Annotated in this window: 17 protein-coding genes; 10 read left to right on the top strand and 7 right to left on the bottom strand. The window is 65.5% G+C overall.

Annotated features, from left to right (window positions below; all coding sequences use genetic code 11):
- Nucleotides 1-264: 264 nt before the first annotated feature.
- From ACP153_RS11060 to ACP153_RS11040, 5 genes are all read left to right on the top strand, one after another.
- Nucleotides 265-2,250, top strand: coding sequence for an FAD-dependent oxidoreductase (locus tag ACP153_RS11060; RefSeq protein WP_424971044.1), 1,986 nt, complete (start codon nucleotides 265-267; stop codon nucleotides 2,248-2,250).
- A 12-nt stretch (nucleotides 2,251-2,262) separates the two neighbouring features.
- A complete protein-coding gene (locus ACP153_RS11055) occupies nucleotides 2,263-3,762 on the top strand; it encodes a cytochrome c3 family protein (protein ID WP_424971043.1) in 1,500 nt (499 codons plus the stop codon).
- A gap of 52 nt (nucleotides 3,763-3,814) precedes the next feature.
- Nucleotides 3,815-4,387 (top strand): Tll0287-like domain-containing protein, encoded by a 573-nt coding sequence (locus ACP153_RS11050; RefSeq protein ID WP_424965829.1) that lies wholly within the window; start codon nucleotides 3,815-3,817, stop codon nucleotides 4,385-4,387.
- A 74-nt stretch (nucleotides 4,388-4,461) separates the two neighbouring features.
- Nucleotides 4,462-4,842, top strand: coding sequence for a c-type cytochrome (locus ACP153_RS11045; RefSeq protein ID WP_424971042.1), 381 nt, complete (start codon nucleotides 4,462-4,464; stop codon nucleotides 4,840-4,842).
- 1 nt (nucleotide 4,843) lies between these two features.
- Nucleotides 4,844-5,257: a globin family protein gene (locus tag ACP153_RS11040; protein WP_424971041.1), complete on the top strand. Its 414-nt coding sequence runs from the start codon at nucleotides 4,844-4,846 to the stop codon at nucleotides 5,255-5,257.
- A 236-nt stretch (nucleotides 5,258-5,493) separates the two neighbouring features.
- Here ACP153_RS11040 and ACP153_RS11035 read toward each other — a convergent pair whose 3' ends face one another.
- Genes ACP153_RS11035 through ACP153_RS11010 form a run of 6 tightly spaced genes read right to left on the bottom strand, consistent with a single transcriptional unit; the run spans nucleotide 5,494 to nucleotide 10,290 of the window.
- On the bottom strand, nucleotides 5,494-6,189 hold the full coding sequence (locus ACP153_RS11035) for an ABC transporter ATP-binding protein (protein WP_424971040.1): 696 nt from the start codon (nucleotides 6,187-6,189) through the stop codon (nucleotides 5,494-5,496).
- Complete coding sequence (locus tag ACP153_RS11030; protein WP_424971039.1) at nucleotides 6,186-6,932, bottom strand: ABC transporter ATP-binding protein; 747 nt, start codon at nucleotides 6,930-6,932, stop codon at nucleotides 6,186-6,188. Before ACP153_RS11030 ends, ACP153_RS11035 begins: the two co-directional genes overlap by 4 nt.
- Nucleotides 6,929-7,903, bottom strand: coding sequence for a branched-chain amino acid ABC transporter permease (locus tag ACP153_RS11025; protein ID WP_424971038.1), 975 nt, complete (start codon nucleotides 7,901-7,903; stop codon nucleotides 6,929-6,931). Before ACP153_RS11025 ends, ACP153_RS11030 begins: the two co-directional genes overlap by 4 nt.
- 1 nt (nucleotide 7,904) lies before the next feature.
- On the bottom strand, nucleotides 7,905-8,822 hold the full coding sequence (locus ACP153_RS11020; protein WP_424971037.1) for a branched-chain amino acid ABC transporter permease: 918 nt from the start codon (nucleotides 8,820-8,822) through the stop codon (nucleotides 7,905-7,907).
- Nucleotides 8,823-8,871: 49 nt separating this feature from the next.
- Nucleotides 8,872-10,023, bottom strand: a complete 1,152-nt coding sequence (locus ACP153_RS11015; RefSeq protein WP_424971036.1) for an ABC transporter substrate-binding protein — start codon at nucleotides 10,021-10,023, stop codon at nucleotides 8,872-8,874.
- 30 nt (nucleotides 10,024-10,053) lie between these two features.
- Complete coding sequence (locus tag ACP153_RS11010; protein ID WP_424965837.1) at nucleotides 10,054-10,290, bottom strand: Lrp/AsnC ligand binding domain-containing protein; 237 nt, start codon at nucleotides 10,288-10,290, stop codon at nucleotides 10,054-10,056.
- A gap of 235 nt (nucleotides 10,291-10,525) precedes the next feature.
- On the opposite strand from ACP153_RS11010, the gene ACP153_RS11005 reads away from it, so the two are divergent.
- From ACP153_RS11005 to ACP153_RS10990, 4 genes are all read left to right on the top strand, one after another.
- The gene (locus tag ACP153_RS11005) at nucleotides 10,526-10,984 is read left to right on the top strand and encodes a (2Fe-2S)-binding protein (protein ID WP_424971035.1); all 459 of its coding nucleotides are present in this window, start codon (nucleotides 10,526-10,528) and stop codon (nucleotides 10,982-10,984) included.
- 1 nt (nucleotide 10,985) lies between these two features.
- On the top strand, nucleotides 10,986-13,169 hold the full coding sequence (locus ACP153_RS11000) for a molybdopterin cofactor-binding domain-containing protein (protein ID WP_424971034.1): 2,184 nt from the start codon (nucleotides 10,986-10,988) through the stop codon (nucleotides 13,167-13,169).
- Between the two features lie 477 nt (nucleotides 13,170-13,646).
- Nucleotides 13,647-14,354 carry an alpha/beta fold hydrolase gene (locus ACP153_RS10995; RefSeq protein WP_424971033.1) on the top strand — a complete coding sequence of 236 codons (708 nt, stop codon included), beginning with the start codon at nucleotides 13,647-13,649 and terminating at the stop codon, nucleotides 14,352-14,354.
- Nucleotides 14,355-14,421: 67 nt separating this feature from the next.
- Nucleotides 14,422-15,303, top strand: coding sequence for an amidohydrolase family protein (locus ACP153_RS10990; protein WP_424971032.1), 882 nt, complete (start codon nucleotides 14,422-14,424; stop codon nucleotides 15,301-15,303).
- Nucleotides 15,304-15,323: 20 nt separating this feature from the next.
- On the opposite strand, the gene ACP153_RS10985 is transcribed toward ACP153_RS10990, so the two are convergent.
- Nucleotides 15,324-16,175 (bottom strand): hypothetical protein, encoded by an 852-nt coding sequence (locus ACP153_RS10985; RefSeq protein WP_424971031.1) that lies wholly within the window; start codon nucleotides 16,173-16,175, stop codon nucleotides 15,324-15,326.
- 725 nt (nucleotides 16,176-16,900) lie between these two features.
- On the opposite strand from ACP153_RS10985, the gene ACP153_RS10980 reads away from it, so the two are divergent.
- Complete coding sequence (locus tag ACP153_RS10980) at nucleotides 16,901-18,484, top strand: ABC transporter substrate-binding protein (RefSeq protein WP_424971030.1); 1,584 nt, start codon at nucleotides 16,901-16,903, stop codon at nucleotides 18,482-18,484.
- Nucleotides 18,485-18,597 lie beyond the last annotated feature (113 nt).

Raw genomic sequence — 18,597 nt, 5'->3', positions numbered from 1 at the left:
AACCGCGCGCTGCTCAATTCCGCCGCTCACATCCCCGTGATCGTCCAATTCCCGATCATCGCCCCGGGAATATGCCGCAGCGCGGCTAATCCCTTGGTTGAACCCCGCTCGGCCATGCTACGCCTCAGGTAACCCCGAGACACAGTCGTCTCTTCATGCGGAGCAAGGACGTTCCGTTTCGACTGGCAGCAATGATGCGCCACACGCCCGCCGTCCCCACGGCGTGGAAGGTTCTCTTGCTGCATGAGGATTGCCCCATTGTCCTTGTCCGATCCCGGATTTCTGACCGACCCTGTTTCTGATCCCGCAACACCCGGCGTGGTGGTGGTGGGCGGTGGCCCGGTCGGGGTGCGCGCCGCCAACGAGATCGCGCGGCGCGGCCAGCCGGTCACCCTGCTGACCGCCGAACCCTATCAGCCTTATAACCGCGTGCGCCTGACCCCGCTTCTGGCGGGCGATGTGCAGTTTGGCGAGATCGAGGTGCCCCAGATGGGCGGCGCCGAAGGCGTGACCTGCCTTACGGGCCTGCCGGTGACGGCCATCGACCGCGAGGCAAACCATGTGCGCACCGCCGATGGCGGGGTCTGGCCCTATGCCAAGCTGGTGCTGGCCACGGGATCGCGCGCCTTCGTGCCCTCGATCCCCGGGGCGGATCTGACCGGGGTCTATACCTTCCGGACAGCGGCGGATGCCTCGGCCCTGCTGGCGCGGAGCTTTTCGGCGCGCAAGGTCGTGGTGATCGGAGGCGGCCTCCTTGGGCTTGAGGCCGCGCGCGGGATGCGCCAGCGGCAGGCCGAGGTCACCGTGATCGAGCATGAGGGACGGGTGATGCCGCGCCAGCTCGATGCGGAAGCGGGCGCGCTGCTGGCCCAGAATATCGAGGCGCTGGGCGTAAAGGTGTTCACCGGGGTCGCGGTCAAGGCGATCACTGGGGAAAACGGCAAGGTCACGGGGCTGACCCTCGCCAATGGGACCGAGATCGAGGCCGATACGGTGATCATCTGCACCGGGGTGCGTGCCAATACGCAGATCGCCCTGGCGGCGGGTCTGCCGGTCGGGCGCGGGGTGATCGTCAATGACGCCATGCAAACTGCGGATCCCGATATCTATGCGATCGGCGAATGTGCCGAGCATCGCGGGCAGGTCTATGGCCTGGTCGGGCCGGGCTATGCCCAGGCGGATGTGGCCGCCGCGGTCCTGAGCGGCGGCAATGCGAGCTATGCGGGCACGGCACCGGCCACCAAGCTCAAGGTCATCGGGGCCGAAGTGTTTTCCGCGGGCGAGGTCGAGCAACTCGATGGGCGTCCGGATGTGCGCAGCCATGTCTGGCGCGGGCCCGAAGGGTATCGCCGGATCTTTCTGGTGCGTGGCAAGCTCAAGGGCGCCATGGCCGTGGGCGGCTGGGCGCAGTCGAGCCGGGTGCAGAATGCGGTGCAGGCCGAGGCGCAGGTCCATCCCTGGCAGATCTGGCGCTTTCGCTCCACGGGTCAGCTGTGGCCAGATGAAGAACTCGGGGTCGCGGACCTGCCGGAGGAAGCCACGGTTTGCAATTGCACCGGGGTGACCGCGGGCCGTCTGCGCGCCTGTCAGGCCGCCGGGGCAGGGGACGCGCCCGCGCTGAGCCTCGCCACAGGCGCCGGCACCGTTTGCGGCAGTTGCGTGCCGCAGCTCGAAGAGCTTGCCGATGCGGGCGGGCCGCCCAAGCCCGTGCGCCTTTTCAAGGCGCTGATCGCGCTCTCGGCAGTGGCAGGGTTTCTGGCGCTTGTGCTCGCGCTCATGCCGCGGGTGCCTTACCCGACGAGCTTTGACGCGGCCTCCCTCCGGGACTGGCTCTGGCGCGATCCGATTGTGAAGCAATGGACCGGCTGGACCCTCTTTGGGATTGCCGTCGCGGCGATGATGGTAGGGCTGCGCAAGCGGTTGCGGATCACCGACAGGCTCGGGGCCTATGACTGGTGGCGGGTGATCCATCTCGGCATCGGATTGCTCGCGGCCATCGCGCTTGTGGTGCATACGGGCCTGCGCCCGGGAGCGAACACCAATCTCGCGCTCTTTGTCGCTTTCACCGCGACGCTGGTCATGGGAGCCGTGGCGGGGCTCGCCACAGGCGGAGACCACGCCCTGCGCGCCCGCCGGATCGGCACTGCGCGCAAACCCGCGCGGGCCTTTCCCACATGGCTCCATATCCTCGCGATCTGGCCCCTTCCGGTCCTGATCCTCGTCCATGTCCTGACCGTCTATGCGTATTGAGGAGGCCGTTCGATGACCCGTACACAGCTCCTCTGGACACTCTGGATCATTGGCACCCTTGCTCTGGCCGGGGTGGCAGGCGCGCGGATTTTCGTGACCGGGGATCGCACGGCCTTTCTGCCGGGGCAGACCACCGGCGTGCATCACCAGCTCGAGATCGCCTGCGAGACCTGTCACACGTCGAAACCCTTCGCCTCGACCACGAAGGTGCGCAAGGACATCAACAAGACCTGCGTGACCTGCCACAAGGACGAGCTCAAAGCCGCCGATGACAGTCACCCGAAGAAGAAATTCACCCCGCCGCGCATGGCGCAGTTCTGGGACAAGGTGGATGGGCGCTTCTGCACCACCTGCCATTCCGAGCACCTGCCCGAGGTGACGCTGGCGGGGATGGTCACGATCCAGGGTGACTATTGCGTGGCCTGCCATTCCGAGGGGGAGCAGGATGTGCGGGTCAACCGCGCGAGCCATGCGGATCTGACCTTTGACACCTGCGCCACGGCAGGGTGCCACAACTATCACGACAACCGCGCGCTTTATGAGGATTTCCTCGTCAAGCACGCGGACAGTCCCTGGGTTGCCGAGGATCCGGTGCATGCCGCTTCTGCTGCCGCGCGCCAGCGGCCCAAGCCCGATGCGGAGGCAATCCGCACCTATCTCGCGGCCCTGCCGCTCGCCCCCGCGCCCCATCCGCAGGACGAGGCCATCGCCCATGACTGGGCGGGCTCGGCCCATGCGGCGGCGGATGTGGGCTGCGCCTCCTGCCACGCGCCGAAATCCGAGAGCGCCGAAGAGATCGCTGCGAACTGGGTTGAAAGCCCGGACCCGCAAGAGATCTGTTCCAGCTGCCACAAGGCCGAGGCCAAGACCTTCCGTTTGGGCCGCCATGGCACGCGCTCCCATCCCAAGCTCGGCAAGCCGCGCAACGCCAAGCACATCACCAAGGATGTGGGCTGGAAAGCGGATAAGGAGCTGCTGGCCCAGCTCGACGCCTATCTCAACGACGCCACGCCACCGCCGCTCATGAGCACGGCCGAGGCCCGCGTGCCGCTCCATGCGGATGCCATGGGGCAGGCGTTGACCTGCACCACCTGCCACGGGCCGCACAAGGTCGATGTGGTGAAGGCGCAGGTGGAAAGCTGTACGAGCTGCCATGCGGACGACCATTCCATGGCCTATGAAGGCAGCCCCCATCACCAGCTCTGGCAGGCGGAGCTCGCGGGCGATCTGCCCCCGGGCAGCGGCGTGACCTGTGCCACCTGCCACATGCCCAAGGAGGAGACCTCCAAAGGCGTGGTTTCCAACCACAACCAGAACGACACCCTGCGACCGAACGAGAAAATGATCCGGCCCATCTGCATGGACTGCCATGGCCTGCGCTTTGCCATCGATGCGCTGGCGGATCCGGATCTCGTGGCGAACAATTTCGCAGGCCAACCTTCCCGCACGATCGAAAGTGTCGATTGGGCGGTCCGTCGCGTGGATCAACCGGACGAAGGCTCCAACCAATGACCCGGCTGCTCCACGCTCACCCCACCTCCCGTAGAAAATGAGGACACTCTCTATGTATACCAAAATGCGCAAGTTCAAAGCCGCCGCCCTGCTTGCGGCCGGTCTGTCGGTCGTGGCGCCCGCCACCCAGGCCGAGGACATGGAATATCAGCAGGTCGCGGATCTGCTGCATCTCGTGATGAGCTCGGACCGCACGGTCTATACCCGCATGATCGTGAACCGCCTGGCGGTGAAGGAAGGCGTGATCAAGGCCTCCGAGCATTTCATGGATGACAAGGCTCTGGTGCTGCCGGCGCAGATGTTCCGCTTTGGCGCCGAGATGGTGGCCGAAGAGACCGACGCGTTCTCCTATTCGCTGCTGTCGCTCTGGCCGATCAACAAGCAGAACGCGCCGACCACGGATCTCGAGAAGGAAGGCCTGCAGTACATCGCTGACAATCCGGGCGAGAATTTCTACGGCGAGGAAGAGCTGGGCGGGACCACCTATTTCACCGCGTTCTACCCGGATATCTCCGTCGCCGAGGCCTGCTCGTCTTGCCATAACGAGCACAAGGACAGCCCGCGCACCGACTTCGAAGGCGGCGACGTGATGGGTGGCGTGGTCATCCGCATCCCCGTCGATTGATGCGGGGCTGGCGATGCCACTGGGTGGTGGCCTGCCTTCTGCTTGTGACTGGCGCACAGGCGGGGGCAGAGGGCGTGGCATCGCCAAAGGGTCTGCCGGGGCTGGTGGCGCTCGATGCGCTGCCGGTCCCGGAGGATCCGGTGCTGGCGCTGGGGCGTGAGCTCTGGGCGGAGCCCTGCATGAATTGCCATAACGGCAACCGCTATACGGGCGCGCCCAAGATCACCGCGACCGAGGCCTGGGCGCCGCGGATCGCCAAGGGTCTGCCGCAGTTGCTGGTCCATGCGACCGAGGGCTTCGTGGGCCCGAAATTCACCGAGATGCCCGCCCGAGGCGGCAATCCCGACCTGACCGACCGGCAGGTCGCGGCCGCCCTGGCCTTCATGGTCTGGGCCAGCGGAGGCGCAGAAGACGCCCTGGCCTATGTCCAATCCACAGACTTTCCGAGGGACTGACATGACACCTGATCAAATCAACCTGGTTCAGACCAGCTTCAAAAGCGTGGCGCCGATTGCCGAGACAGCGGCGGATATCTTTTATGCGCGCCTTTTCGAGATTGCGCCGGAAACGAGGGCGCTCTTTCCCGAGGTGATGACGGATCAGAAGAAAAAGCTGATGCAGATGCTGGCCGTAGCGGTGAATGGCTTGACCAATCTCGACGCGATCGTGCCAGCGGTGCAGGAACTGGGCGCGCGGCATCAAGACTACAAAGTCGAGGATGCCCATTACGACAGTGTCGGCGCCGCACTGCTCTACACGCTCGAAAAAGGGTTGGGCGAGGCCTTCACGCCTGAGGTCGAAGCGGCCTGGGCCGAGACCTATGGCACGCTGGCAAGCGTCATGAAGGACGCACAGAAGGCCGTCGCCTGAGCCCCTTCGAGCGGTGATCCAAAGGCGCGCCTGCGGCGCACTCCACGATGCACTGCGTGCCAGAGGGGGCCCCGCCCCCTCCGACGCCTCAGCGGCGTCGCCCCCGGTGCTCAGAGCCCCGCCTGCCCGCAGGGTTGCGCAGGGGTGCATAGCGGAAGGCGTCGTTCCATCTTAAGTCTGGAAATATCCCGGGGGTGCGGGGGCTGGCCCCCGCGGCGTGACAGAGGCAAACGGGGCTAGACTCCCAGCCAGCGCGCGGCGCCTTCCGATGTCAGATCACCCATGTCCCCGGCCCAGACTGTTTTGCCTCGGGCCAGGATCACGGCTCCATCCGCCACCTGCCGCAGCTCGCGCAGGGACTTGTCCACGAGGATGAGGCTCAAACCGCCTTGCGCGCGCAGCTGGGCGACTGCGGCCCAAATCTCCCGCCGGACGACCGGGGCAAGCCCCTCGGTGGCTTCATCCAGCACCAGCAGGCGCGGATTGGTCATCAGGGCCCGACCGATGGCAAGCATCTGCTGCTCCCCGCCCGAGAGGGAGGCCGCGCGCTGATCCCACCGCTCCGCCAGTCGGGGAAACAGGGACGCAACGCGATCCAGATCCCACGGCCCGGGCCGGGCCGTCGCAGTCAGGTTTTCCGCCACGGTCAGGGGCGTGAAGCAGCGCCGCCCCTCGGGCACGAGCCCGAGACCGCGCCGTGCGATCCGGTGGGCGGGCAGGCCCGTGATCTCGGATCCGGCAAATCGAATGCGACCATCGCTTGGGCGTAGCAGCCCGCAAAGCGTCTTCAACGTCGTGCTCTTGCCCATCCCATTGCGCCCCATCAGGGCCAGAGCACCACCCTCCGGCAGGGTCAGATCCACCCCGAACAGCGCCTGAGAGGCGCCATAGCTGGCGGTCACGCCGCGCATCTCGACCATTGGCGCGTTCATGGGTCCTCCTCCCCCAGATAGGCCAGACGCACGGCTGGGTCCGCGCGGATCTCATCCGGTGTGCCTGAGGCGATCACCGCCCCAGCGACCAGCACGGAAATCCGGTCGGCCAGTGCAAAAACCGCGTCCATGTCATGTTCCACCAGCAGGATCGGCGCCTCCACCCGCAACCCGTCCAGCAGCTCTGTCATCGCGGCAGTCCCCTCGAGGCCCAGACCGGCCATGGGCTCGTCCATGAGGAACAGCTTTGGCGAGAGCGTGAGGGCCACGGCCACCTCCAATTGCCGCCTTTGCCCGTGCGACAGGGTCGCGGTGACGGTCTCGGCCTGCTCGGTCAACCCGACCCGCTGCAACGCCGCCTCTGCCACAGCCCGAAGCCCAGCATCGCGCGCAACCGGGCGCCAAAGCGAGAGGCGCCCGCCGCGGGCCCCTTGTGCGCCAAGCAGCGCGTTTTCGAGCACCGTATGCTCCATGGCCAGCGCCGAGATCTGGAAGGTGCGGCCCAAACCACGCCGGGCGCGGGCGGGCGTGTCGAGCGCGGTCACGTCCTCGCCCGCGAGCCAGACCCGCCCGGCATCAGGGCGCAGAGCTCCTGCGATCTGCGCGATCAGCGTGGATTTTCCTGCCCCGTTGGGCCCGATCAGCGCGTGGATCTCCCCCGGGCGCAGCTCAAGGCTCACCCCATCGCTTGCCACCAGCGCGCCGAAGCGCTTGGTGATCCCCTCAAGCGCGAGAACGCTCATATCCGCCCCCGCACCAGCGTGCCCACGAGTCCGCCTCGGGCAAAGAGCACGACGCCGAGCAGGAGCGCGCCCAGATAGATGTGCCAATAGTCGCTCAGCCCGCCGAGCCAATGCTCGAGCAGGATAAAGAGCGCGGCCCCGGCCACCGGCCCAAAGAGCCGCGCGACCCCGCCAAGGATGACAAAGACCATGATCTCGCCGGAGGTTTGCCAGCTGAACATGGTCGGGCTGACGAAACGGTTGAGATCGGCAAAAAGCGCCCCTGCGAGCCCGGTAATCGCGCCGGAGATCACGAAGGCAATCAGGCGCAGGCGGAAGGGCGAGAAGCCCAGGGTCTCGGCGCGGGCGGGGCTCTGCCGCGCGGTGCTGAGGGCCAGCCCGAAGGGCGAGGCGGCGATCCGGGCGCTCAGGAACAGCGCCAGCAGGAGCAGCCCGTAGCAGATCCCGAAGAACTGGATCGGGTCGAGCGTATTGAGGCCCGGAAACCCGTTGCGGACATAGATCGACAATCCGTCCTCGCCGCCATAGGCGGGCCAGGAGATCGCGAAATAGTAAAACATCTGCCCGAAAGCGAGGGTGATCATGATGAAATAGACGCCCGAGGTGCGCAGCGAGAGTGCCCCGACCGCCAGAGCCGCCAGCGCGCTCGTCACCATGGCCACCAGCCAAATCACCGGCATGGATTTCGTCCCTTCGATCAGGAACGGCGCCTCCATCACGGGCGTGTAGGTCTGGGCGTGATGGGCGAGAATGCCCATGGCATAACCGCCGATCCCGAAAAAGAGCGCATGGCCAAGGCTCACCAGCCCGCCGAGCCCCAGCGCGAGGTTCAGGCCCACGCCTGCCAGCGCGAGGATCGCCACTCGGGTCGCGAGCGTGATGGTGAAGGGTTCATCGGCCCAGAGCGCCCAGAGCGGCACCGCCAGCAAGCCCGCCGCGATAGCGGCGTTCAGCAGAGCTTCGCGCGACATATCAGGCCCGCCCGTAGAGGCCCGTGGGCCGCAGGACCAGCACGCAGGCCATCAGAATGTAGATCGCCATGGAGGCGATGGCCGAGCCGACACTCGTGGCCGCCGACGGCTCTAGGAAAGTGCCGAACAGCACTGGCAAGAGCGTCCGGCCCAGGGTGTCCGTCAGCCCCAGCAGGATCGCGCCCACCAGCGCGCCCTTGATCGAGCCGATGCCTCCGATAACGATCACGACGAAGGCAAGGATCAGAACCGGCTCGCCCATGCCCACCTGCACCGACTGGATCGCGCCGACCAGCGCTCCTGCGAGCCCCGCGAGCGCTGCGCCAAGCGCAAAGACCAGCGTGTAGAGCCGGTTGATGTCCACGCCGAGCGCACCGATCATCTCGCGATCTGCCTCGCCCGCGCGGATCTGCACCCCGATCCGCGTGCGCCCGATCAACCAGAAGAGCCCTGCGGCCACGGCGAGCCCCACGAGGATGATCGCCAGCCGGTAGGCCGGGTACTGGATCCCGCCGGGCAGGGTGACCGGTCCCGAGAGCGCCTCGGGGACGTCGAGGAACAGGGGAAACGAGCCGAAGATCCAGCGCGTCCCTTCGGAGAAGATCAGGATCAGCGCAAAGGTCGCGAGCACCTGATCCAGATGGTCGCGATCATAGAGCCTGCGGATCACCGTCACCTCGATCAGCGCGCCCGCAGCGGCGGCGGCCGCGAGCGCTGCGGCGAGGCCGAGCAGGAAAGACCCGGTCGCCCCGGCCACGGCCGCTGCCGCAAAGGCCCCGACCATATAGAGCGAGCCATGGGCCAGATTGATCAGGCCCATCACCCCGAAGATCAGCGTCAGCCCGGCGGCCATCAGGAACAGCATGATCCCGAATTGCACGCCGTTCAGCACTTGCTCGATCAGCAGAACCGCACTCACCGTCTAGGCCACCCCTGGCAGAGGCCCGACCCGAAGGCCGGGCCGTCGATCACATCTTGCACTCGCCTGCATAGGCGTCCGCATGGTCCGTCAGGGCCGCGCCGAGGGTCTTGTTGGTGAAGACATCGCCCTCCTGAATGACCTCGCGGATATAGATGTCCTGGATCGGGTGATGGTTCGGACCAAAGGCGAAATCCCCCCGTGTGGAGGCGAAGTCCGCCTCTTTCAGGGCCGCGCGGAAGGCGTCTGCATCGGCGACGTCTGCCTTGGCCATGGCGCTGAGCAGCAGGTTCGCCGTGTCAAACCCCTGGCTCGCATAGAGAGAGGGCAGGCGACCATACTCGGCCTGGAAGCTCTCGACAAAGGCCGCATTGGTGGGGTTGTCCAGATCCTTGTTCCACTGGCTGGTGTTCTTCACGCCGAGCGCCGCGTCGCCCACGGCCTGCAGAATGCCCTGATCAAAGCTGAAGGCAGGGCCGACAACCGGCAGGTCCACACCCGAGGCCGCGTATTGCTTGAGGAAGGAAATCCCCATCCCGCCGGGCAGGAAGAAGAAGACGCTATCGGCGCCCGAGGCGCGGATCTGCGCAATCTCGGCGGCGTAGTCGGTCTGACCCAGCTTGGTGTAGATCTCACCCGCCAGATCGCCCTCGTAGAAGCGCTTGTAGCCGGTCAGTGCGTCCTGACCCGCCGGGTAGTTCGGCGCGAGGATGAAGGAGTTCTTCAGCCCGGCCTCATTGGCATAGGCCCCGGCGGCCTCGTGCAGGTTGTCATTCTGCCAGGCCACGTTGAAGTAATTCGGATGACAGCCGCGCCCGGCGAGCGCCGAGGGGCCCGCGTTCGGTGACAGGTAGAACTTGCCCTGGGCCGTGGCCGCCGGGACCACCGCCATGGCGAGGTTGGACCAGATGATGCCCGTCAGCACATCGACCTTCTCGGACTGGATCATCTTGTCGGCCAGCTGCACCGCGATATCCGGCTTGCGCTGATCATCCTCGATCACCACTTCGAGCTGCTTGTTGCCCGCCTGTTTCACCGCCAGCATGAAGCCGTCGCGCACATCGATCCCAAGGCCTGCACCGCCGCCCGAGAGCGTGGTGATCATGCCCACCTTGACCGTGCCGCCATGGCCCTCGGCCAGGCCCATCCCCGCAGTCGTCGCCGCCAGAAGCGCCGCCATCAGCGTTGTTTTCAATGTCATATTCTGTCTCCCGTTGGTCTTCGGCGTTTCTCAGAACGCCTTGAATGTCAGTGTGGTCAGCGTCCGCTCGATCCCGTCGATATCCAGCAGGTTCTCGTTGATGAACCGGCCCACATCCGCATCCTGGGGGATGTAGAGCTTGAGCAGCAGGTCATATTCGCCGCTGGTGGAATAGAGCTCGGAGTGGATCTCGCGCAGGGTGATGTCATCGGCCACGCGGTACGCGGTCCCCGGTCGGCACCTGATCTGAACGAACACACAATTCATCGCTTTCCCTCCATCACCGGCGCGCAGCGCGCCCGGGCCAAACGGAAGCGGGTTTTGCGCCGAAAGGCCAGAGGGATCATGCGTTTGGCCGCGATTTTTCTCTGAGTCTCTGCGCATCGGCGTTTCAAATAATCAGCTAATGTGCGCTGGCGCGCGGAAATACCTCTTAATAATTGGCCAATCGCGGTTAAGTTAGAGAGTCTAACACCACAGATCCGATGACTGGGAGGTCTCGATGGTCAGCTTTACGCTTAATGGCGCGCCAACCACGGTCGATGTCGAAGAGGACATGCCGCTGCTGTGGCTCCTGCGCGACGAACTCAAGATGACGGGGACGAAATTTGGCTGCGGGGTGGCCTCCTGCGGGGCCTGCACCGTGCATGTGGACGGGGTGCCGACGCGCTCCTGTCAGATCGCCGTGGGGGATCTCGAAGGGGCCGCGGTGACCTCGATCGAAGGGGTGGACAGCAAGGCTGCCGCCGCGATCCAGGAGGCCTGGGTCGAGCTGCAGGTGCCTCAATGCGGCTACTGCCAGTCGGGTCAGATCATGTCCGCCACGGCGCTTCTGGCGGAAACGCCGAAGCCCACGGATGAGGACATCGACTTCGCCATGGAAGGCAATGTCTGCCGTTGTGCCACCTATGCCCGGATCCGCAAGGCGATCCATCGCGCATCTGAAATCATGGAGGCCTGAGATGCTGCATTATCTGGAACAGGCCCTCACCGCTCCGGCCCCCTCGCGCCGGACCTTTCTCAAACTCTCCGCCGGCACTCTTGGCGGGCTGCTGATCGGCGCCAGCCTGCCACGCACGGCTGAGGCCATGGGCGAGGGCAGCTTCACGCAACCCTTCGTCCATATCACCCCCGACAGCACCGTGACCGTGCTGGTCAAGCATCTGGACAAGGGGCAGGGGGCCGCGACCGGTCTCGCAACCCTCGTGGCCGAAGAGCTGGACGCCGACCCCGCGCAGGTGGCGGTGGAATTCGCACCCTCCAACCCGCAGGTCTATGCCAATACGGCTTTCGGCGTGCAGGGCACGGGCGGTTCGACCGCCATGGCGAACTCCTTCATGCAGTATCGCGAAGCCGGCGCCGCCGCGCGGGCCATGCTGGTGGCCGCAGCGGCAGAGCTCTGGAAGGTGGCGCCCGACGCGATCTCGGTCTCCAATGGCCGGGTCAGGCATGGGGATGACAGCCTCAAATTTGGCGATCTGGCCGAGGCTGCGGGCCGTCAGGCCGTCCCCGAAAGCGTGACCCTGAAATCCGCCGCGGATTGGACGCTGATCGGCAAGGACATGGCGCGGGTCGAGCTGCCGCTCAAGACCCAAGGGTCTGTCGGCATGTTCGGCATGGATGCCAAACCCGAAGGGATCCTGATCGCCGTGACCGCGCGCCCGCCGAAGTTCGGCGCGACCGTGGCTTCGGTGGATGCAGAGGCCGCACTGGCGATGCCGGGCGTCTCAGCGGTACTGACCATCCCGCAGGGCGTGGCAGTCGTGGCCGACAACACATGGCGCGCGATGATGGCGCGCGACGCGCTGGAGATCGAATGGGACATGTCCGCGGCCGAGACCCGTGGCACCGATGCGCTCACCGCAGAATACGCGGCCTTGTTGGAGACCGAAGGCGCCCCCGCCATGGCGCGGGGCGACGCGGCGGGCAAGCTCGCCGGGGCCGCGCAGGTGGTCGAGGCCAGCTATCACTTCCCCTATCTCGCCCATGCGCCCATGGAGCCGCTCAACATGACCGTGCTCTTTGATGGCGAGACGGCGACCTTCTGGGGCGGCAGTCAGATCCAAACCATCGATCACAATGTGGCCGCCGCCGTGCTCGGCATCCCCTTCGAGAATGTGGCGATCAACACCATGTGGGGCGGCGGATCCTTTGGGCGGCGCGCCACGGCGGATGCCCATCTGGTGGCGGAAACCGCGATGATCGGGGCGGCCTGGTTGGCGGAGACCGGCTCAGCTGCGCCGATCAAACTGGTCTATTCCCGCGAGGATGACATCAAGGGGGGGTACTACCGCCCCCTGACCCTGCACAAGGTTCGTGCGGGCGTGGATGCCGAGGGCAAGATCTCAGGCTGGGAGCATCGCATCGTCGGTCAGGGCATCATGATCGGCACGCCGTTCGAGAGCTTCCTCGTGAAGGACGGGGTGGATCACTCGTCGACCGAAGGGGCCGCGGACACGACCTATAGCCTGCCGGATATGGCCATGGATGTGCATCATCCGAGCGTCGGCGTACCCGTGCTCTGGTGGCGATCCGTGGGCCATACCCACACGGCCTATGTGATGGAGACCATGATGGATCAACTCGCCGAGGCGGCGGGGCAGGATCCGGTGGCCTTCCGTCTGGCCCATCTGGGGGAGGATCCGCGCCTGGCGGGGGTGCTCCGTCTCGCCGCCGAAAAGGCGGGCTGGGACAGCCCTGCGCCCGAGGGCATCCATCGCGGCGTCGCGGTCCACAAGAGCTTCAACAGCTATGTGGCAGAAGTGGCCGAGGTGCGCATGCGCGAGGATGGCACCGTGAAGGTCGAAAAGGTCACCTGCGCCGTGGATTGCGGCGTGGCGGTGAACCCCAACAACATCGTCGCGCAGATCGAAGGCGGGCTGGCCTATGGCCTGTCGGGGATCCTGCGCGAGGAAGTGACCCTGACGGAGGGGGAGGTCGACCAGTTCAACTACCCCGACTACATGCCGCTTCGGATCACGGATATGCCCCTGGTGGAGGTGCATATCGTGCCCTCGACCGAAGCCCCGACCGGGGTGGGCGAGCCGGGAACCCCTCCGATCGGTCCGGCCGTGGCGAATGCGATCGCCAAGGCCACCGGGCAGCGTATTACCGAACTGCCTTTTGCCAAGCACGGGCTCGCCTGAGCCCGCGCCACACCACTCACGAACGGCCCCGTCTCACGACGGGGCCTTTTCATTGGCCGAACGTCTCAGTGCCCTGTTGCCCTACCGCAGAGGCCGAGTAGCGTACCAATGCCTTGGTCATCGCACTTACTGCCCCGCATGCCCGTGATCTTGAAAATGCGGCGGCTTACTTTTTGCAACGTGACTTTAAACCGGTTGGTCGGGCCCGCGCGGCCAAACCGCGCTTGGAGTGGCTCAGTTCCATGCACAGCTCTTGCTGCGTGCTCTGGGACACTGCGGAGGTCTCGGGCTCATCGAACGGTAGCCGAGATGACGGACTTCGCACCCATCTAGAGCCTCGCCCTTGCACGAAGGATACTCCGGTGTGCCCTGTAGGTTCCGGGCCCACGTGACGCGCTGGTAGAGCTGGAGGAGGCGGGCTTGACCCTTTCCTTGGGGCTCGCCACCCTCCCGCCAAACCTTGCAGGAGCATCGCCCATGTCCGCGTCAATGTCCGACCCGCAAACCCAGACAGTCTGGCTCCACGGTGCGGGGCTTTCGGCCCAGACTTGGGAGGGCAAGGCCGAGGGTCTCTGCCTCGACCTGCCGGGCCATGCAGGCACGCCGCGGGTGCGCGAGGCCACTGTGGCCGGGTTCGCCGAGGCGCTCTTGCCGCACTTGTCGCCCCGCTGCGCGCTCGTGGGCCATTCCCTGGGCGGCATGATCGGACTGCATCTGGCCGCGACCCAGCCTGAGCGCATCACCCGGTTTGTCTTTGCCGAGAGCGCCTTCACGATGCAAAGCCGCTGGATCGACCGGAAAGGGGCGAAGTTCGCCAGTTGGCTCACCGCCAAGCTCGGTCCCCGAGGCACGGCCAAGCTCGCGGCCATGGGCGAGAAGGGCGCCGCGAAAAAGGCCTATCTGACCGAGGTGGCGCGGATGGATCCCGCTGGGCTCAACGACGCCATGGCGGCGGCACACAGCTTTGACGGGCGCGACCTGATCGACCGGATCCACTGCCCGGTGCTGATCCTGACCGGGCGCCGGAACCCGCGCACCCATAAACAGGCTCTGGATCTCGCCCGACGCCTGCCCGGGGCCAAACACCGGATGCTCGAAGGCGGCCATATGCTCCATAAGGACGTGCCGGGGGCCTTCTATGGCGCGGTGCAAGCCTTTCTGGCGGAGGAGGCGGGCCGCGCCTGACCATGCTGGACAAACCGGTCCGTGCCGGTCAGATCAAAGGGGCGATCCCAGCCCGCAGAGGTACCCGATGACCCCCGCTGATCCCATGCCTGCCGCCCTGCCGCCCGTAATGCGCCCGCGCCCGCCCAAAACCGCGATCCCTGCGGGGGCCTGCGATGCCCATGTCCACATGGTCGCCGACGATATTCCCCTTTGGGACGGGCGGGTCGAGGATCCGGCGCCCGGGGCTTTGCTGGACTGGGTGGCGCGGCTCGAGACCCATCTCGACACGCTGCAGATGGCGCGGGTCGTGATCGTCCATTCGATCCTCTATGGCGGCGACAACACCGTGACCCGGGCTGCTGTGGCCGCCCTCGGAGATCGGGCGCGCGGGATCGGGCTGGTGCGCGATGGCGCGCCGGATGCGGAGCTGGCTGCCCTCGCCGAGGCGGGGGTGGTCGGTGTGCGCCTGAACTATGTCCATGGCGGGATCCTGTCCTGGGAGGGGGTGCGCGAGATGGCCCCGCGACTTGCGGCCCATGGGCTGCATGTGCAGATGCTCATGAACACCCATAGACACATGATCGAACTGGCGCCGGATGTGCCAGGGCTCGGTGTGCCGGTGGTGTTTGACCATATCGGCTGGCCTGATCTGGCCGCGGGCTCTGCGGAACCCGGCTTTGCCGCGCTCTGCCGTCTGGTGGCGGAGGGGCAGGCCTATGTGAAGCTCTCGGCGCCCTACCGGCTCTGCCCTGCGCCCTATGACGGGGCCGCGGCGGCCATCGCCGCGCTGGTGGAGGCCAACCCAGATCGCTGCCTCTGGGGGAGCGATTGGCCCCACCTGATGCTCGCGGATGCGGCCCAGCCTGATGCGGGGGATCTGCTCAATGCGTTTCTGGATGTGGTCCCATCGGACGACCACCGCCGCCGCATCCTCACGGAGACGCCGGCAGCGCTTTACGGGTTCTGAGGACGGAGCAGGCCGGGGGCTTACTCGGCGGCGACCGGGGCCGCGCGGTAGACCTCGAAGGTCAGGGTCAGGCTGTCGGCCGCGCGCAGGGTGCGGACGCGGGTGACGTATTCCGTCTCGGAGACCTGACTTCCTCGTTCACAGGTCCGGCCGGTGCCGCGCGGCGCGAAGAAGGCCGAAGGCTCGAGCTCTTGCAAATTGCGCGCCACGGCTTCCAGCACATATTCGGCGGGATGCGCGGCCTGGGCCTCGCCCCAGCTCCGCCCGTCTGACGGTGGCCGTCCCTTGGGCGTGGCGCGGTCGCGGCTCTGGCGCAGGGGCACGACGGTGCTGCGATGGGGGTCATGGGTCGGTGCCGGCGGCGCGATATAGGGATCCGAGGCGAGGATCTTTGCGGCGCGGTCATGCCAGATCTGGCGCTCCATCTGCAGCCAGTCCTCGAATTCCTCATCGGCCACATCCATCCCTTCGAGCAGCTCGGTTTCCTCACCGATATGCAGGGCGTGAATTTCCGTGGGATCCTCGCTGACGGCGGTATGGTCGATCCAGATCCGATCGAGCCGCAGGGCGATCGAGGTCCGGTTGATCTCGAGAATTTCATCGGCCAGCGGGCCCAGATCCTTGCGCAGCTCGAAAATGGTCTGGCGCAGGGAAGAGGCGGATTTCTGTTCGTCGCTGGTGCTCCAGAGCTTGTCGCGCAGCCAGACCCGGGTGCGCTGTCCCCGCGGGGCCAGCGCCAATAGCGCGAGCAGCCCTTGGGTTTTCTTGCCGCGGGGGGTCAGGTTCCGCTCATCGGCGGAAAAAAGGCCCAGCGGACCAAGCACATAGAGCTTGGCCAGCTGGGCAAGCCCCGTCTGAGATGCCGCACTCATTTCAGCATCCCCGAGCGGGGGGTGCAGAGAAACGGGGTTGGTTTGGGAATGAACCCGCCGCTCTGTTTCCACCGGGAAGGGTGCATCTGAACAGGAATTGGACACATCGAAGTTGAACTCCACACTTTGGTTCTTCAAACGTATCGGGCGGGAACAGTGCCCTTGATTGAAAAGACTAGCTGCTAAAAAATTGCTTTTTTTCAATTGTTTGAAGCCCATCTTACCTGCGTTGATCGCATCCTGCTCAGATGCCTGCTTACCTTGGGTCATTCGGCGTTAGCGATCTGTTAGTGATTGCCTGTTTTGGCGGGGTCTCTGCAGAAATTCTTAACGTTAACGCGTGTTTTCAAGGGCTTGGCGGATTTCGGCGAATTGCCGATTTTTTGTGCGGGGCGCCGCGCAAGGCCGAGCCTGCGAAAGAACCCGGGCCGGCGCGGGATTTGGGCCAGTTTTCGGAGGAAAACCGCCCCACACCGCCGCCCTCAACCCGGCCTGTCGACCGGTCCGGCGGCACCGCAGGGTCGAGCCGCCTGAATTCCGATCAGGGGGTGTCTGGTGCGACGCGCTTGACGCGGGGGCGGCGCATTTCGGCCTTGCGTTCTGCTGCCGCGCGGTCATTCTTTTTTCCGGCGCCTGTCGAGGCGGTCACACAAGATGGCCCCCGGCAGCCCGGCGGATGGCAACCCATGCCCTGCCCGCCGAACCATAACTGGGAGATACGATCCATGAAAAAAACGACCCTTCTGCTGGCCACATCGGCGCTCGTCCTGACGCCGTTGCTTGCCAGTGCTGAATCCCTCCGCTGGGCGCGGGCTGGTGACAGCCTGACCCTTGACCCGCACGCGCAGAACGAAGGCCCGACCCACGCGCTGGCCCACCAGATCTATGAGCCACTGATCATTCGCGACATGTTCGGTCAGTTCGAAGGGGCGCTCGCCACCGAGTGGGGCCCCAAGGCCGATGACCCGACCGTCTGGGTCTTCAAGCTGCGCGAAGGCGTGAAGTTCCACGATGGCTCGGACATGACCGCCGAGGATGTGGTCTTCTCCTTCGAGCGGGCGAAATCCGAAACCTCGGCCATGAAAGAGCTGCTGACCTCGATCACCGAGGTGCGCGCGGTGGATGACATGACCGTCGAGTTCGTGACCGACGGCCCGAACCCGATCCTGCCGAACAACTTCACCAACCTGTTCATCATGGACAAGGGCTGGACCGAGGCGAATGGCGTCACCAAGGTGCAGGACATCGCCAATGGTGAGACCACTTTCGCGGCCACCAACGCCATGGGCACAGGTCCTTTCACCCTGACCAGCCGCGAGCCCGATGTGCGCACGGTTCTGACCAAGAATGACGGCTATTGGGGCGCGTCGGACTTCCCCATGGAAGTGAGCGAGATCATCTACACCCCGATCCAGAACGCAGCGACCCGCGTGGCCGCGCTGCTGACCGGTGAGGTGGACTTCATCCAGGACGTGCCCGTGCAGGATCTGGAGCGCGTGGCGAGCACCGACGGGCTCGAAGTGAGCACCGCGGCGCAGAACCGCGTGATCTTCTTTGGCATGAATTCCGGTGCCGATGACATCGACAGCGACAATGTGGATGGGGCCAACCCGCTTGCGGATGTGCGCGTGCGCAAGGCCATGAACATGGCGATCAACCGCGATGCGATCAAACAGGTCGTGATGCGCGGCCAGTCCGCCCCCGCGGGCATGATCTCGCCGCCCTTCGTCAATGGCTGGACCGAGGAAATGGACGCGGCCTCCAAGACCGATCTCGATGCGGCCAAGGCACTGATGGAAGAAGCGGGCTATTCCGACGGCTTCTCGATCACCCTCGACTGCCCGAATGATCGCTACATCAATGACGAGGCGATCTGCCAGGCCGCCGTCGGCATGATGGGGCAGATCGGCATCACCGTGAACCTCGACGCCAAACCCAAGGCGCAGCACTTCCCGCTGATCCAGAATGGCGAGACCAACTTCTACATGCTGGGCTGGGGCGTTCCGACCTACGATTCCGAGTACATCTTCAACTTCCTCGTGCATTCGCGCGGCGGCGATCGGGGGTCCTGGAACAACACGGGCTTCGCAGACGCCATGGTTGACGAGAAGATCGTGAGCCTCGCCTCCGAGACCGATCTCTCGGCGCGCAACGCGACCATCGGCGAGATCTGGAGCGTGGTGCAGGACCAGCAGCTCTATCTGCCGGTCCACCACCAGGTGTTGAACTGGGGCAGCAAGCAGTCCGTCGATTTCCCGAATGTGGATCCCGAGGACCAGCCGAAGTTCAAATACTTCACCTTCAACTGATCCCGCCGGACCAGTTCACGCAGATATGCCGGGCCTTCGGGTCCGGCATTTTTTGTGCCAAATCGCGCAAGCCGGGCCAGATTGGCGCGGCTCTGATCGGAATGGGCGCAAAT

This window comes from Dinoroseobacter sp. S76 (genome assembly GCF_049801095.1).
GTDB lineage: Bacteria > Pseudomonadota > Alphaproteobacteria > Rhodobacterales > Rhodobacteraceae > Dinoroseobacter.
This window is presented reverse-complemented; position numbering and strand designations above follow the sequence as displayed.